Genomic DNA, 14916 nt, shown 5'->3' on the forward strand with positions numbered 1-14916 from the left:
CCCGCTGCCGCAGGTCCGCGTCCCGGCGCCCCGGCGCCGCGTCCCGCCGCGACCCCCGGCGCCCGTCCGGCCGGCCCGCGTCCGGGCAACAACCCCTTCACCAGCAGCAACACCGGCATGTCGCGTCCGGGTGCCCGCCCGGCCGGTCCCGGCGCGCCCCGTCCGGGCGGCGACCGTCCGGCTCCCGGTGGCGCCCCGCGTCCGGGTGGCGACCGTCCGACCGGTGCCCCGCGCCCCGGCGGCGACCGTCCGGCCCGTCCCGGCAGCGACCGCCCGGCTCCCGGTGGCGCCCCGCGTCCCGGTGGCGACCGTCCGGCCCGTCCGAGCGGTGACCGTCCCGGTGGCGCCCCGCGTCCCGGTGGCGACCGTCCCGGCGCCCCCGGTGGGATGCCCCGTCCGCAGGGCGGCCCCCGCCCCGGCGGTCCGAGCCCGTCCGGCATGCCGCGTCCCAACCCCGGCATGATGCCGCAGCGTCCCGCGTCCAATGGCGGCCCCGGCCGTCCCGGCCCCGGCGGCCGTGGTCCGGGTGGCCCCGGTGGCCGTCCGGCCGGTGGCGGCGCCGGTGGCGCGCGTCCCGGTTTCCAGGGCCGTCCGGCCGGTCCGGGCGCCCGTCCGGCCGGCGGCGGCTTCGCCGGTCGCCCCGGTGGCGGCAGCGGCGGTGGCGGCGGCTTCGGTCCCCGTCCCGGCGGTTTCGGCGGACGTCCCGGCGGCCCGGGTGCCCGTGGCGGCACGCAGGGTGCGTTCGGTCGCGGCCCCGGCGGTCGTCCCGCGCGCGGTCGCAAGTCGAAGCGTCAGCGGCGCCAGGAGTACGAGGCCATGCAGGCCCCGTCGATCGGTGGCGTGATGCTGCCCCGCGGCAACGGCCAGACGGTCCGGCTGTCGCACGGCGCGTCCCTCACCGACTTCGCCGAGAAGATCAACGCCAACCCGGCGGCGCTCGTCTCGGTGATGCTCAACCTCGAGCAGATGGTCACCGCGACCCAGTCCGTCCCGGACGAGACGCTGCAGCTCCTCGCCGAGGAGATGGGCTTCGTCCTGGAGATCGTCAGCCGTGACGACGAGGACCGCGAGCTGCTGGAGTCCTTCGACATCGAGTTCGGCGAGGACGAGGGCGACGAGTCCGACCTCATGTCCCGTCCGCCGGTGGTCACCGTCATGGGTCACGTCGACCACGGCAAGACCCGCCTGCTGGACGCGATCCGCAAGACCAACGTGGTCGCGGGCGAGGCCGGCGGCATCACCCAGCACATCGGTGCCTACCAGGTGACGACCGAGGTGAACGGCGAAGAGCGTGCCATCACCTTCATCGACACCCCCGGTCACGAGGCGTTCTCCGCCATGCGTGCCCGTGGTGCCAAGTCCACCGACATCGCGATCCTGGTGGTCGCGGCCAACGACGGCGTCATGCCGCAGACGGTCGAGGCGTTGAACCACGCCCAGGCCGCCGGTGTGCCGATCGTGGTCGCGGTCAACAAGATCGACGTCGAGGGCGCCGACCCGACCAAGGTCCGCGGTCAGCTGACCGAGTTCGGCCTGGTCGCGGAGGAGTACGGCGGCGACACCATGTTCGTCGACATCTCCGCCCGCCAGGGCATCAACATCGAGCAGTTGCTCGAGGCCGTCGTGCTCACCGCCGACGCCTCGCTGGACCTGCGCGCCAACCCGGAGCAGGACGCCCAGGGCATCGCGATCGAGGCCCACCTGGACAAGGGCCGCGGCGCCATGGCGACCGTCCTGGTCCAGCGTGGAACGCTGCGCGTCGGTGACTCCGTCGCCGTCGGCGACGCCCACGGCCGCGTCCGCGCCATGCTGGACGAGAACGGCAAGAACGTCGCCGAGGCGGGTCCGTCCCGTCCGGTGCTGCTCCTCGGCCTGACCTCGGTGCCCCGCGCCGGCGACAGCTTCATCGTCGTCGACGACGACCGCACCGCGCGTCAGATCGCGGAGAAGCGTTCGGCCCGTGACCGCAACGCCATGTTCGCCCGCCGTCCGATGCGGATCTCCCTGGAGAACCTGGACAAGGCGATCGCGGCCGGCGGCATCCAGCAGCTCAACCTCATCATCAAGGGCGATGTCTCCGGTTCCGTGGAGGCCCTGGAGGACGCGCTGGTCAAGCTGGACGTGGGCGAGGAGGTCGAGCTCCGCATCCTGCACCGCGGTGTGGGTGCGATCACCGAGTCCGACGTCGACCTGGCCATGGGCTCCGACGCCATCATCATCGGCTTCAACGTGGTCGCCGCCGGTCGTGCGCGCACCGCGGCGGAGCGCGAGGGCGTCGACATCCGCTACTACTCGGTCATCTACCAGGCGATCGAGGAGATCGAGGCGGCGCTCAAGGGCCTGCTCAAGCCGGAGTACGAGGAGGTGCGCCTCGGTTCCGCGGAGGTGCGCGAGGTCTTCCGCTCCAGCAAGTTCGGCAACATCGCCGGTGTCCTGGTCCGCGAGGGCCTGATCCGGCGCAACGCCAAGGCCCGCCTCATCCGCGACGGAAAGGTCGTGGCGGAGTCCCTCACCATCGAGGGCCTGCGCCGCTTCAAGGACGACGCGACCGAGGTCCGCGAGGGCTTCGAGGCCGGTGTCACCCTGGGGTCGTTCAACGACATCAAGGTGGAGGACGTCATCGAGACCTTCGAGATGCGCGAGAAGCCGCGCGCATAGGTCACTGAGTCGGGTGGGGCCGGTCGACGAAACCTGTCGACCGGCCCCGGCCGCGTTGAGTACGGTGGCGGGGCTTCACCAAGGAGTAACCCTTCGAGGCCTTCAGGTCGGCTTGACCTGTCACTCATGTTCGTGGGAACACTGACCTTCGACCTTCTGCTCGGCGACGTCCACTCGCTCAAGGAGAAGCGTTCGATCGTCCGGCCGATCGTGGCCGAACTGCAGCGCAAGTACAGCGTCTGCGCTGCCGAGACCGGGGACCAGGACCTGCACCGCAGGAGCGAGATCGGTCTGGCCGTGGTGTCGGGCGACGTCTCGTACGTCAACGAGGTCCTGGACAGCTGCGAACGGCTGGTCTCCGGCCGTCCCGAGGTCCAACTGCTGTCGGCCCGGCGCCGGCTCAGGGACGACGATGACGAATAGCACAATCAGACATGGCATCCCTAGGTGGATGCCTCCGGGTACGTTGTGGACGGGCCTGGGGACCAAGGGGCGATCGAGCCCCCTGCACGAGGAGGACCAGTGACCGACACCGCGAGGGCGCGCAAGCTCGCAGACCGCATCCGGGTGGTCGTCGCGGAGACCCTGGAGCGGCGGATCAAGGATCCCCGCCTGGGCTTCGTGACCATCACGGACACCCGGGTCACCGGTGACCTGCGTGAGGCCACCGTCTTCTACACCGTCTACGGCGACGAGACCGAGCGGGCGGCCTCGGCCGCCGCGCTGGAGAGCGCCAAGGGCGTACTGCGCACCGAGGTCGGACGGCAGACCGGGGTGCGCTTCACGCCCTCCCTGACCTTCGTCGCCGACGCCATCCCGGACACCGCCCGGCACCTGGACGACCTGCTGGTCAAGGCCAGGCAGCAGGACGCCGAGGTGCGCAGCGTCGCGGTCGGCAAGACCTACGCCGGCGAGGCGGACCCGTACCGCAAGCCTGGTGAGGACGATCTCGACGACGACGCCGACCTCGACGACACCGAGGACGAGTAGCGTGGCCGCGCAGCAGGCCGCCGGGACGCCCGCCACGCTGGTGGTGGGCGTCCCGGCGCTGCCGTCCCCGCGCAGCGGGAAGGCGGTGGCGCCGGACCTCACCGACGGCGGGACCGCCCACGGCGGGCCGGTCGATGGCGGGCTCGTCGACGGCGGGCTTGTCGATTCCGACTGGGACCCGGTGCTCGCGGCGATCGGTTCGGCCTCCTCGGTCGACCTGGTCTGCCATGTGCTGCCGGACGGCGACGCGCTCGGTTCGGCGCTGGCCGCCGGGATCGCGCTGCGGTCGCTGGGCATCGAGGTGCGGGTCTCCTTCGGGGACGACCCGCAGATCGTGCCCGCCTCGCTGGGCTTCCTGCCCGCGCAGGACCTGCTGGTCCCGGCCTCCGCGGTGCCGGACCGGCCCGAACTGCTGATCACCTTCGACGTCGCCGACGTCCGGCGGCTGGGCCTGCTGCAGGCCAAGGCCGAGGCCGCGGAGACGCTGGTGGTGATCGACCACCACGCCTCCAACGGCGGCTTCGGCACCCATCTGCTGATCGACCCGGCCGCCCCCGCGACGGCCGTCCTGGTGGACGAGCTGCTGCGGCGGCTCGGCGTCCCGCTGGACGTCTCCATCGCCACCTGCCTCTACACCGGGGTGGCGACCGACACCGGCTCCTTCCGCTACTCGGCGACCACACCGGCCACCCATGAGCTGGCCTCCCGGCTGCTGGCGACCGGGGTGCGGCACGACCTGATCTCCCGGCGGCTGTGGGACACCCAGTCCTTCGGCTACCTCAAGGTGCTGGCCGCCGCGCTGGACCGGGCCGTGCTGGACCCGGAGGCGGCGGACGGTCTCGGCCTGGTGTGGACCTGGGTCCCCTGGGCGGACCTGGTGGCCCACGGGGTGCTCCCGGAGGAGATCGAGGGCCTGATCGACGTGGTCCGCAAGGCCTCCGAGGCCGAGGCCACCCTGGTGCTCAAGGAGGACCCGGACGGCAGCCTGCGCGGCTCCTCCCGGGCCAAGGGCGCGGTGGACGTCGCGGCGGCCTGCGGGGCCCTCGGCGGCGGCGGACACGCCTACGCGGCCGGCTTCACCTCGCACGACCCGGTGGCGGAGACCGTGGCCCGGTTCCGCGCCGCTCTCCGCGCCGGCTGACGCACCGCCCGCCCGACGCACCCCCGCCCGACGCAACCCCATCTGAAGCACCGCCGACTGAAGGCTCTGATCGTTGAAGCGCAAGGGAACCGGCCCCGACGGGCTGGTCATCGTGGACAAGCCCGCCGGCATCACCTCGCACACCGTGGTCGCCCGGATCCGGAAGCTCGCCGGGACCAGGAAGGTCGGCCACGCCGGGACGCTGGACCCGATGGCCACCGGAGTCCTGGTGATCGGCTGCGAGCGGGCCACCCGGCTGCTCGGGCACCTGGCGCTGACGTCCAAGACCTATGAGGCCACCATCCGGCTGGGCCAGGCCACGGTGACCGACGACGCCGAGGGGGACGTGACCGCGACCGTCTCCACCGCCGCGGTGACCCCCGAGGCGATCGAGGCCGGGATCGCCGCGCTGACCGGCGACATCGAGCAGGTGCCCTCCTCGGTCAGTGCCATCAAGATCGACGGCAAGCGCTCCTACACCCGGGTGCGCGAGGGCGAGGAGGTGGAGCTGGCCTCCCGCCCGGTCACCGTCTCCCGCTTCGAGGTGCACGCCCGCCGCGAGGCGCAGGCCGAGGACGGCACCCCGCTGATCGACCTGGACGTGACCGTCGACTGCACCTCGGGCACCTACATCCGCGCGCTGGCCCGCGACCTCGGCGCCGGGCTCGGCACCGGCGGCCACCTCACCGCCCTGCGCCGCACCCGGGTCGGCCCCTACACCGTCGACGGCTCGCACACCCTCGCGGCGCTGGAGGACTCCTTCGCGGACTCGGTGCTCCCCATCGCCGACGCCGCCGCGGCCGCCTTCACCCGCTGGGACGTGGACGCCGAACAGGCCCGACTGCTGGTCAACGGGGTCCGCATCGCCGGTCCCGGGATGGACCGGTCCGTCGAGCCGATCGCGGTCTTCGACCCCGAGGGGCGGTTCCTCGCCCTGATCGAGGAGCGCGGCGGCAAGGCCAAGTCACTGGCCGTCTTCGTCTGAGGTCAGTCCTCCAGGCCCCAGCTGAGGATCCAGGACGGATGGATCCTGATCACCTCGGCGCTCAGCTGCGCGCCCAGGTCGTGCGGCCCGACCAGTTGCTCCGCCTCGCCCCGGATCTCCACCCCGCGCACCTTCCACGGCTGCACACTGGCCAGGTCGTCGACGACCAGGGCGACGAAGGGGTTGCCGGCGATGTTGCGCCACTTCTTGGTCGTTCCCATGGCCCAGCCGCCGATGTCGATCGCGCCGTCCTCGCGGACGACGAAGCCGACCGGGTTGGCCTGCGGACGGCCCTTGGCGTCCACCGTCGCCAGCCGGGCGAGGTGCTGGGTCCTGAGGTAGGCGAGTTCGGTTCCGGTGAGTGCTGTCCTGGCGGTCGCTGTCATGCACCCAAGCCTCACAGCCGGGCGCTGCGGGCGCATCGGACGGCCGACCTAGGACCGGCCTAGGACCACAGCTGCACCGGCACAAACCCGGCTCACCCCATCGAGCGAGCGCTCGGAGCGAAGCAGGGGGGCGCGAGGTGCACCCGGGGTCGCCCCCGGCCCGCGGCGGGCAGCCTGCGGTCGAGTGGCGGCCGACCGGGGGTGAGCGCGGGTGCAGCGGGTGGACGAAGCGCTGGTACGGGTCTCCGACGCCGCCGGACGCACACGCGGCACGGCGTTCCCGGTGGACCGCGAGGGCACCTATCTGACCAGCCACGAAGCCGTCGACGGACTGCCCGCGCTGCTGCTGCTCTGGCCGGGCGGAGCGGTGCGCCGGCTCACCGCGGCGGAGATCGTGCCGCTGCCGGAGTTCGACCTGGCGCTGCTGCGCACCGACGCCGTGATGCCGCCGCTGCCGCTGGCGGGCGGCCACGGCACCCGGCTGATCAACCTTCCGGGTCCGGAGCAGACCCTCCAGGGCTGGGTCGCCGGACTGGTGACGGCTCGTTACGCGGCGGCCGAGCGCTGGCACCTGGTCGCCGACGTCTGGCAGTTGGAGCTGGACCAGGCACCGCACGGTCTGCCGGTGCAGGCCTCGGGCACTCCGGTGCTGGACGCCGAGACCGGCGCGGTCACCGCCGTCGCCACCGCCGCGCTGCGCGGCCGGGACCGGGACGCCGTACTGGCGGTGCCGCTGCGGGCCGCGGCGGGCCACCCCGTCGTCGCCGACCTGCTGGCCCGCAACGCGGCCACGGTGCCGGCCTACGGGCGGGCGCTGAACCTGGCCGGGGTGCTGGAGCTGGCCGCCACCACGGTCGGGCCCCTGGTCGGCCCGGCATCGGTGCGGATCGACCGTCCGGACGGCCTGCCCGAGGTCTGGGGCGTGCCGGCCGACCGCCCGGTGGCCGCCCTGGTCGGCGAGCCGGGCAGCGGTCGGACCACCGAGCTCGCAGCGCTCGCTGTGCGCCGATCCCGGGCCGCGCACCGGCTGCCGACGGTCTGGCTGCGCGGGGCGGACGTCCGTCCGGACGACGTCTCGGTCATGGACGCGGTGGGCCGTGCGCTGGGCACCCGCGCCGACCAGGCCTGCCGGCTGGCCGCAGCCGCGCACCGGCCGCTGCTGGTCCTGCTGGACGGCCCCGAGGAGATGCCGCAGACGCTGCGGCTGCCGGCCTGGTGCGCGGAGACCGGGATCCGGCTGCGGCGCGAGGACGCCGCGCTGCTGATCGGCTGCCGCCCCGAGTACTGGGAGCAGTCGGCGGGGTTCTTCTCCGCCGAGGACCTGCAGCCGCCGCTGCGGCTCGGACCCATGCCCCAGGCCGTCGCGGAACAGGCGGCCCGGTCGGTCGGACTGCTCCCGGGGGTGCTCACGGCAGCGCTTCCCGCGCCGGGCCGCGACGGGGGCGTGCCGCGGCACCCGTTCACCCTGCGGCTGCTCGCCGATCTGCGGACGGCGGCGCCGCGGCTGCCGCTGTCCCCCCTGCCCGGGCGCGCGGACCTGCTCGGCGCCCGGATCGACCTGGCCTGCCTGCGGATCGCCGAGCGGCTGGGACCGCGCAGCGCGGGGGAGTGCCGCCGGTTGGCCGCCGCCGTGGCCGGCTGCGTGCACGAGGCGGCGCGCAGGATGCTGGGGCCGGGCGGGGGCGCGCTCGACCGGCGCGGCTTCGCCGAGGTGTTCCCGGCGCACTGGGTGCCCGCGGTCCTGGCCGAGGGGCTGCTGGTGCCCGCTGGGCCCGGCTACCGCTTCGCCCACGAGGAACTGTCCGAGTGGATCCAGGGCGGCCACCTGGACCTGGCCGCTGCCATGGACGGACTGCTCGGCACTGGCGCGGGGACCGGCGGCGTCGGTGGCAGCGGCGGTCCCGGCCGGAGCACGGCGGGCCCCGAAGCCGGAGCCACCGGGCCGCAGACGGCTGCCGCCCCGCCGCACGGCAGCCACCGCCGTGGCGGCCCGCGCGGGCACGCGGTACCACCACCGCAGCCGCCGCCCGCCCCCGGTCCGGTCCCGCACCACCGGATCGGGCCGGTCCGCGAGGCCCTGCTGCGGCTCCAGGACGACCCGGTCGCGCTGGAGGCCTGGCTCAGCCGGCTGGTGCTGCGCCTGGACGGCCCCGATGCGGCGCCCCCGGACAGCGAGGCCCGCTGGTGGGCCTCCGCCCTGCTGGTGTCCGTCCTGCTGCGGCTGCCGGACGCGGATCCCTATCTGCCGCTGCTGCGCTCGCTGGCCGCCCGGATGGCGGCCCGCGCCCGGGCCGGGGACCAGGTGCTGCCGTTCGCGCTGTGGACCGGCCTGCCGCTGGCGCTGCCGGTCCGGATGGACCTGCTGCGCCTGCTGGCCCGCGGCGGGACGGCGGAACCGCTGGAGGCGGTGGCCGCGCTGCTCGCCGGCGACCCGGCCGGGGCCTTCCCCGCCCTCTGCGACTGGCTCCGGGACGAGCAGGCCGCCCCGGCCGCGCTGCAGCTGCTGCGGAGCCGCCGCAGCACCGGTCTGGACGACCTGGCCGAGGCGCTGGTCGCGGCGGCCCATCCACGCGCCGACGCGCTGCTGCGGGAGCTGGCGGCGGTCGAGCCGTCGGCGATGTGCCGGGCCGTCGACCGCTGGGCCCACGATCCGCGCCCGGAACGCCACGTGGCCGCCGCCGTGCACGCGCCCGCCCTGGCTCTCGCCCTGGCCCTGGCACCGGTGTCCGGCGCAGACCGGGGACCGGGAACTGGCACGGACCGTACGCCGGGCCGGGACGCCGACCTGGCGCTGCTTCGCTACGCCGCCGAGGCCCTGCTCGCCCGAACCGCGGAGCGGGAGCTGCACGGCGCCGCCCTGGCCGTCCTGGTGGCCGACCCGGCCACCAGGGGCCGTCATCTGCCCGCCGCCGTGGACCGCTACGCCGCGGCCGACCCCCATCTGACGCCCCGCACGCTGGCGCCCGCCCTGGACAGCCACCCCTCGCTGGTCCTCGCCGGCTACCGGACCCGGATGAACCAGCCGGGGGAGGAGGCGGCGGCCGTGCTCCAGGCCCTCGGGGCGACCCCCGCCCCGCACGCCAGGGCGGCCGTGACCCGGCTGGTGGCGGAGTACCTCGCCCTGCACCCCGAGGCGGCGGGGCCCGTCGCCGCCTGGCTGGTGGCCCGCACCGCCCTCGGCCAGGCCGAGCGGAGCGCGCTGGTCCCCTTCGTCCAGGACCTCGCCGGGCAGCCGCCACCGGTGCTCGGAGCCTTCCGTGACGCGCTGGCCGGGGGCGGCGACCCGCTGCACCGGGAACTGCTGTCGCTGCTCCGCGAGGCCGAGCCAATGCAGGGCAGCGATCAGCCGCATGGCAGGCTATAGGTGTCACAGCGACAAGCTAACGAGGAGCGGTCAGGGTGCAGCGCTGGCATGGCCTGGAGGAAGTCCCCGGGGACTGGGGGCGCAGCGTCGTCACCATCGGTTCCTTCGACGGGGTGCACCGGGGCCACCAACTGATCATCAGCAAGGTGGTCGAGCACGCCCGGGAGCTCGGTGCCCGTTCCGTCGTGGTCACCTTCGACCCGCATCCCAGCGAGGTGGTCCGCCCCGGCAGCCACCCGCCGCTGCTGGCCTCGCACCGGCGCAGGGCCGAGCTGATGGCCGAGCTGGGCGTGGACGCGGTGCTGCTGATCCCGTTCACGCTGGCCTTCTCGCAGCTGGCGCCGGAGGAGTTCGTGGAGCGGGTGCTGGTCGACGCGCTGCACACGGAGCTGATCGTGGAGGGGCCCAACTTCCGCTTCGGGCACCGCGCCTCGGGCGACGTCGCGCTGCTCGCCGAGCTCGGCCCGAGGTACGGGTTCTCCGTCGATGTCTGCGATCTGACGGTGGGTGCGGTGCACGGCGACGACACCGACGGCGAGGCCGTGCCCTGCTCCTCCTCGCTGGCCCGCAGGCTGGTCGCCGAGGGCGATGCGGCTGGTGCGGCCGAGGTGCTGGGCCGTCCGCACCGGGTCGAGGGCACCGTGGTGCGCGGCGCCCAGCGCGGCCGCGAACTCGGTTACCCCACCGCCAATGTGGAGACCCTGCCGCACACCGCCATCCCGGCCGACGGGGTGTACGCGGGCTGGTTGACGGCCGACGGCGAGAGGATGCCGGCGGCGATCTCGGTGGGGACCAACCCGACCTTCGACGGCACCGCCCGCACGGTCGAGGCCTACGCCATCGACCGGGTCGGCCTGGACCTGTACGGGCTGCACGTCAGCGTGGACTTCCTGGCCTACCTGCGCGGGATGGAGAAGTTCGACTCCATCGACGCGCTGCTGGACCGGATGGCCGTGGACGTCAAGCGGGCCCGCGAACTGACGGACTGACGGTCCGCCGACGGAGGAGGGAGGCACCCGGCCCGGGTGCCTCCCTCCTCCGTACGGTCACTGCTCCGGCGGCGGGTAGTACCCGGGCGGCGGTGGTGGGGGCTGCGGCGGGGCCCATCCCGGCGGCGGCTCGGGGTACTGCTGCTGGTCCGCCGGGTAGGGCTGCTGCTCGGCGGGGTACGGCTGCTGCTCCGGGTAGGGCTGCTGCGGGTACTGCGGCTGCCCGTACGGCTGCGGGGGCTGCTGCGGCTGCCCGTACGGCTGCGGGGGCTGCCCGTAGGGCTGCGGTTGCCCGTACGGCTGCGGCGCGCCCTGCTGCTGACCCTGCGGGCCGCCTGGCCACCCCAGCGGCTGCGGCTGGGTGCGCGGGAAGTCCGCGGCCACCATCGCCGCGAGGTCGAAGTACGCCTCCCGGGTCTTTGGCCGCATCCGGGACAGGTCGACCTCGGCGCCGGCCGAGAGGTGCTCGTCGAAGGGCACCACGACGACGCCGCGGCAGCGGGTCTGGAAGTGCGCGACGATGTCCTCGATCTTGATCATCTTCGAGGTCTCGCGGACCCCGGAGACCACCGTGATGCTGCGCTGGACCAGGTCGGCGTAGCCGTGCGCGGAGAGCCAGTCCAGGGTGGTGCTGGCGCTGCTGGCGCCGTCCACGCTGGGCGTCGAGACCACGATCAGCTGGTCCGCCAGGTCCAGCACGCCGCGCATCGCGCTGTAGAGCAGACCCGTGCCCGAGTCGGTCAGCACGATCGGGTACTGCCGCCCCAGGAAGCCGATGACCTGCCGGTAGTCCTCGTCGTTGAAGGTGGTGGACACGGCCGGGTCGACGTCGTTGGCCAGGATCTCCAGGCCGCTGGGCGCCTGCGAGGTGTACCGGCGCACGTCCATGTAGCTGCTCAGGTGCGGGATCGCCGTCACCAGGTCGCGGATGGTGGCGCCGGTCTCGCGGCGCACCCGCCGGCCCAGCGTCCCCGCGTCGGGGTTGGCGTCGACGGCGATGACCTTGTCCTGCCGCTCCGAGGCCAGCGTGGCCCCCAGCGCGGTGGTCGTCGTGGTCTTGCCGACACCGCCCTTGAGGCTGATCACCGCGATCTTGTAGCAGCTCATCACCGGGGTGCGGATGATCGCCAGCTTGCGCTGCCGGTCCTCCTCCGCGGCCTTGCCGCCGAAGCGGAAGCGCGGGGTGTTGCGGCGCTCCTCGGGCTGCTTGCGCAGCAGCCGGTCCGAGGACAGCTCGACGGCGGCGGTGTAGCCCAGCGGCGCACCCGGGGCGGCCCCGGGCTGCTGCTGCGGCCAGCCGCCCTGGCGCGGATCGACCGGCTGCTGCGGAGCCCACTGCTGCTGGGGCTGCTGCTGCGGATGCTGCTGCTCGGGTGCCGGGGGACCGGGCGGCGCCCACTGCGGCTGTTGCTCGGCGGTCGGCAGCGGGGGTGCCGGCGGCGGCGCCCACTGGGGCTGCTCGACCGGCGCCGGGGCGGGCGGCGCCGGGACGGGCGGCGCCCACTGCTGTTGGGGCTGCTGCTGCGGCCAGGGCGCGGGCTGGGGCGGCTGCTGCTGTGCGACGGGCTGCTGCGGGGGCAGCTGGGTCTCGCCGGTGGCGGGACGGTAGGCCTGCGGCGGTACCGGCGGCTCCGCGGCGGGGGCCACCGGCTCGGGGCCGCCCTCGGGCGCGGACTCGGCCGTGGGCCGGGGCGCCGCATCGGGCGCCGTCGGGGTCGGCTCGGCCGGTTGCTGCGACTCGGCAGCCAGTTCCGGCTCGGGCTCCGGTTCCGTCTGCGCGGGCGGGACCGCGTCGGCCGGGACCGCGTCGGCCGGGACCGCGTCGGCGGGCTCGGCCTCGGGCTCCTGCGCAGGCTCCGGCACCGGCTCCGACGCCGGCACGTGCTCCGCTACCGGCGCCGCCGGTTCGGCCTCCTGGGCGGGCGGCGGTACCGGCACGCCCAGGGCCGGCGTGTGCGGCGGCTGGTAGGCCTGTGCGGGTACGAACGGCTCGGGCGCCGGAGGCTGCGGTGGAGCCGGCTGCGCCGGGCCCACCTGCTGTGCGTTCTGGGTGTACCAGGCCGGAGGCGTGTATTCGGGCGCGTCCGACCACTCCTCGTCTTCGTCCGGCGCATGGTCGCCGACATAGACGCCGTCGCGATCGCTCGTCACTGCTGTCCCTCTCGTTCGCCTCCGTCGTGCACCAGCGTAGTCAACCAGCCAATGCCCCTGGCAGACCCCCTGCGCCGGTGATGCCCCGGTGGTGCGCCCCGGGGGCCCGCCGGCCTCAGTCCACCCTTCGAGCCTGCCCCAACAACTGGGCCTCGGCACCGGTCGGTCCGCTCATCACGAAGACCCGCCGCCGGCGGTTGCCCCAGAGGGTGACCCCGTCGCCGAGCGTGGGGAGGGCGGCGACCTCGCCCGGTGGCAGCTCCAGCACCTGTCCCGCCAGGGCCGCCTCCTGCGGCGCGACCCGCTGGACGCCGACCAGGTCGGCGGCGCCCAACAGCCGCTCCGCGCCGGGCCCGAGGAAGGGCAGCAGGGTCAGCGTGGTCTGCCAGGGGCCGGCCGAGAGCCGGCTGCGCGGCGGTCGCGCGCCGCAGTCCCGAACCACCAGCACCGGGGCCGCGACGGACGCGCCCTGCGGGCCGATCCGGCCCACCGGGTGCACCGTGACGCAGGGCTGGCCGCCGCCGGCAGCCTGCGCCACCGAGGCCCAGGCCTGGTGCCGCGCGGTCTCCACGGCGACGCGCGCCCCGGTCGCGGCCGCCCGCAGGGCGATCAGCTGGGCCGTCCACACCCCGCCGACCAGGATCACCTCGTAGGCGCTGGGCCGGAACAGGCCGATCACCGCCGGGGCGTTGGAGCCGTCCACGCCGATCACCACCCCGTCGTCGCCGACCGGCAGCGTCAGTGCCGACAACTGCTCCCGGCTCAGTACGTGCTGTTCCCGTCGCGGCCCGCGCAGGCCGAATCCGGGCAGCACCCGCCGATCGGCCGTGCCGCCTGCCTCCACCGTGGTCACCGCGCCCGCTCCCCTCACCGTGTGCCGCCCAGCGGCAGCGTCGCCAGCACGCCCGGAACCTGTTCGTGGTCGAGCCGGACCAGTCCGACCCCGGCGCTCCTGGCCCGGGTCTCCAACTGCCTGGTCACCTGATCGAGGTCACCCTCACCGCGAGCGGTCACCCGGACGTGTCCGCTCAGCGCCACCGAGCCGTTGCCGGCCTGACGGACCGTCAGTCCGAAGCTGCTGCCCAGCGCCGGCATCCCGGTCAGCAGGTTGACCAGATCCGCTGAGCCGGTACCGGTCCCCGGGGCGGCGAGCCTGGGCCACTGGCCGATCCAGTAGGTGGTGTGCCAGCGGTCGTCGCAGCGCCAGGCCTTGGCGGTCTCCGAGGTGCGCCGGCCGCCGGTGGCCGACGCGTTGGTCCGCAGCGGGCTGGCGCAGGTCGCGGTGGAGACGGCCGCGGTCACCCCGGCGGCGTCGAGCACCGTCGCCCGCAGTCCGGCCCCCACCAGCCGGCTGGCCAGCTGGTCGGTGGCGCGCTGCAGCGCCTTGCGGGCGCCCGCCTCGCCACCGCCGCGGGCGGCCACCGCGGTGCGGCACAGCTCCGGGTCCAGCCTGACAGCGACCCAGGTCATCCGCAGGCCCGGAGTGGAGGCGCCGTTCGGCAGCTCCCGGTAGCCACGGGCGGCCAGTGCCTGCTCGGGCAGGTGCGGCGCGGGTGCGGGCTGGCTGTACTGGACCACCTGCACCGAGTCCACGGTCACGTCGTCGACCTGCAGCGCGTCGGCCAGCAGGTCCAGCGGGAGCCCGGCGTGCCCGTCGCGGGCCGGGCGCAGCGGATCGTCCAGGGCCTCGACCTGGATGACGGCGGTCAGGAAGGTCCCGTCGCCGATCATGCCGATCTCGCGCCGCTCCCGGCGGCCGGTGGTCGCGCTGCCGCCGACCTGCACGGTGTGCTGCACGGTCCGCAGCGCCGGCTCGCACTCCAGCACCGGGGCGATCGCCGGGTCCACCTCGCCCGGCGCCTCGGTCCGGGACCGGCGCTGCCGGTCCCGCAGCCCGGACCTGGCGCGCATCATCTCGGCCGGGGTGAGCCCGTGCCGGCGCGCCAGCGCCAGCAGCACCAGGACCGCGGCCACGGATCCGCAGGGGACCAGCACCTTCATGCCGGCGCCCAGGCCCACCGCCACCAGGACCGCGGCGATCTCGAACAGCACCAGCTGCGCGAGCCGCAGTGGTCCGATCCGCCCCGGCCGCGGTCGCGGCACCGGCTGGACCGGGGCCGACCGGCGGGCTTCGGGCAGCTGGTCGCGCGGTGGTGCGGTCTGGCTTGACATCCCCCGGGTCAACCTTTCTGGACGGACGGCGCGGTGCTAAGGGTGGCCGGTTGGCTGATCGCAATACCGTACCCGTACGG

11 protein-coding genes are annotated in these 14916 nt (G+C 74.9%); 7 read left to right on the top strand and 4 right to left on the bottom strand.

What is annotated here, in order from left to right:
• The 5 genes from infB to truB form a co-directional block, all read left to right on the top strand.
• On the top strand, window positions 1-2658 hold a 2658-nt coding region (gene infB, locus ABUW04_RS39325), incomplete at its 5' end, for a translation initiation factor IF-2 (RefSeq protein WP_380569104.1).
• Window positions 2659-2784: 126 nt separating this feature from the next.
• Complete coding sequence (locus ABUW04_RS39330; protein ID WP_030265629.1) at window positions 2785-3081, top strand: DUF503 domain-containing protein; 297 nt, start codon at window positions 2785-2787, stop codon at window positions 3079-3081.
• A 99-nt stretch (window positions 3082-3180) separates the two neighbouring features.
• Window positions 3181-3648: a 30S ribosome-binding factor RbfA gene (gene rbfA / locus ABUW04_RS39335; RefSeq protein WP_030265627.1), complete on the top strand. Its 468-nt coding sequence runs from the start codon at window positions 3181-3183 to the stop codon at window positions 3646-3648.
• Between the two features lies 1 nt (window position 3649).
• Window positions 3650-4789, top strand: a complete 1140-nt coding sequence (locus ABUW04_RS39340; protein WP_380569106.1) for a DHH family phosphoesterase — start codon at window positions 3650-3652, stop codon at window positions 4787-4789.
• A 73-nt stretch (window positions 4790-4862) separates the two neighbouring features.
• Window positions 4863-5774 carry a tRNA pseudouridine(55) synthase TruB gene (gene truB, locus ABUW04_RS39345; RefSeq protein WP_380569108.1) on the top strand — a complete coding sequence of 304 codons (912 nt, stop codon included), beginning with the start codon at window positions 4863-4865 and terminating at the stop codon, window positions 5772-5774.
• A 2-nt stretch (window positions 5775-5776) separates the two neighbouring features.
• On the opposite strand, the gene ABUW04_RS39350 is transcribed toward truB, so the two are convergent.
• Window positions 5777-6160 carry a PPOX class F420-dependent oxidoreductase gene (locus tag ABUW04_RS39350; protein ID WP_380569110.1) on the bottom strand — a complete coding sequence of 128 codons (384 nt, stop codon included), beginning with the start codon at window positions 6158-6160 and terminating at the stop codon, window positions 5777-5779.
• A gap of 220 nt (window positions 6161-6380) precedes the next feature.
• Here ABUW04_RS39350 and ABUW04_RS39355 point away from each other — a divergent pair, with 220 nt between their 5' ends.
• Both ABUW04_RS39355 and ABUW04_RS39360 read left to right on the top strand, forming a co-directional pair.
• A complete protein-coding gene (locus tag ABUW04_RS39355; RefSeq protein WP_380569112.1) occupies window positions 6381-9524 on the top strand; it encodes a serine protease in 3144 nt (1047 codons plus the stop codon).
• Window positions 9525-9559: 35 nt separating this feature from the next.
• The gene (locus ABUW04_RS39360; protein ID WP_030265606.1) at window positions 9560-10513 is read left to right on the top strand and encodes a bifunctional riboflavin kinase/FAD synthetase; all 954 of its coding nucleotides are present in this window, start codon (window positions 9560-9562) and stop codon (window positions 10511-10513) included.
• A 57-nt stretch (window positions 10514-10570) separates the two neighbouring features.
• On the opposite strand, the gene ABUW04_RS39365 is transcribed toward ABUW04_RS39360, so the two are convergent.
• The 3 genes from ABUW04_RS39365 to eccE form a co-directional block, all read right to left on the bottom strand.
• Entirely contained in the window at window positions 10571-12664 is a 2094-nt protein-coding gene (locus ABUW04_RS39365; RefSeq protein ID WP_449341768.1) for a nucleotide-binding protein, read from the bottom strand.
• A 115-nt stretch (window positions 12665-12779) separates the two neighbouring features.
• Complete coding sequence (locus ABUW04_RS39370; RefSeq protein ID WP_084715458.1) at window positions 12780-13517, bottom strand: hypothetical protein; 738 nt, start codon at window positions 13515-13517, stop codon at window positions 12780-12782.
• A gap of 14 nt (window positions 13518-13531) precedes the next feature.
• Window positions 13532-14836 (bottom strand): type VII secretion protein EccE, encoded by a 1305-nt coding sequence (eccE, locus tag ABUW04_RS39375; protein ID WP_380569114.1) that lies wholly within the window; start codon window positions 14834-14836, stop codon window positions 13532-13534.
• Between the last annotated feature and the right edge of the window lie 80 nt (window positions 14837-14916).

The organism is Streptacidiphilus jeojiensis (genome assembly GCF_042510965.1).
Lineage (GTDB): Bacteria > Actinomycetota > Actinomycetes > Streptomycetales > Streptomycetaceae > Streptacidiphilus > Streptacidiphilus jeojiensis.

Coding starts and splice junctions, on each gene's coding strand:
- eccE (WP_380569114.1), bottom strand. CDS start 14,836: ATGTCAAGCCAGACCGCACCACCGCGCGACCAGCTGCCCGAAGCCCGC.
- ABUW04_RS39350 (WP_380569110.1), bottom strand. CDS start 6,160: ATGACAGCGACCGCCAGGACAGCACTCACCGGAACCGAACTCGCCTAC.
- ABUW04_RS39330 (WP_030265629.1), top strand. CDS start 2,785: ATGTTCGTGGGAACACTGACCTTCGACCTTCTGCTCGGCGACGTCCAC.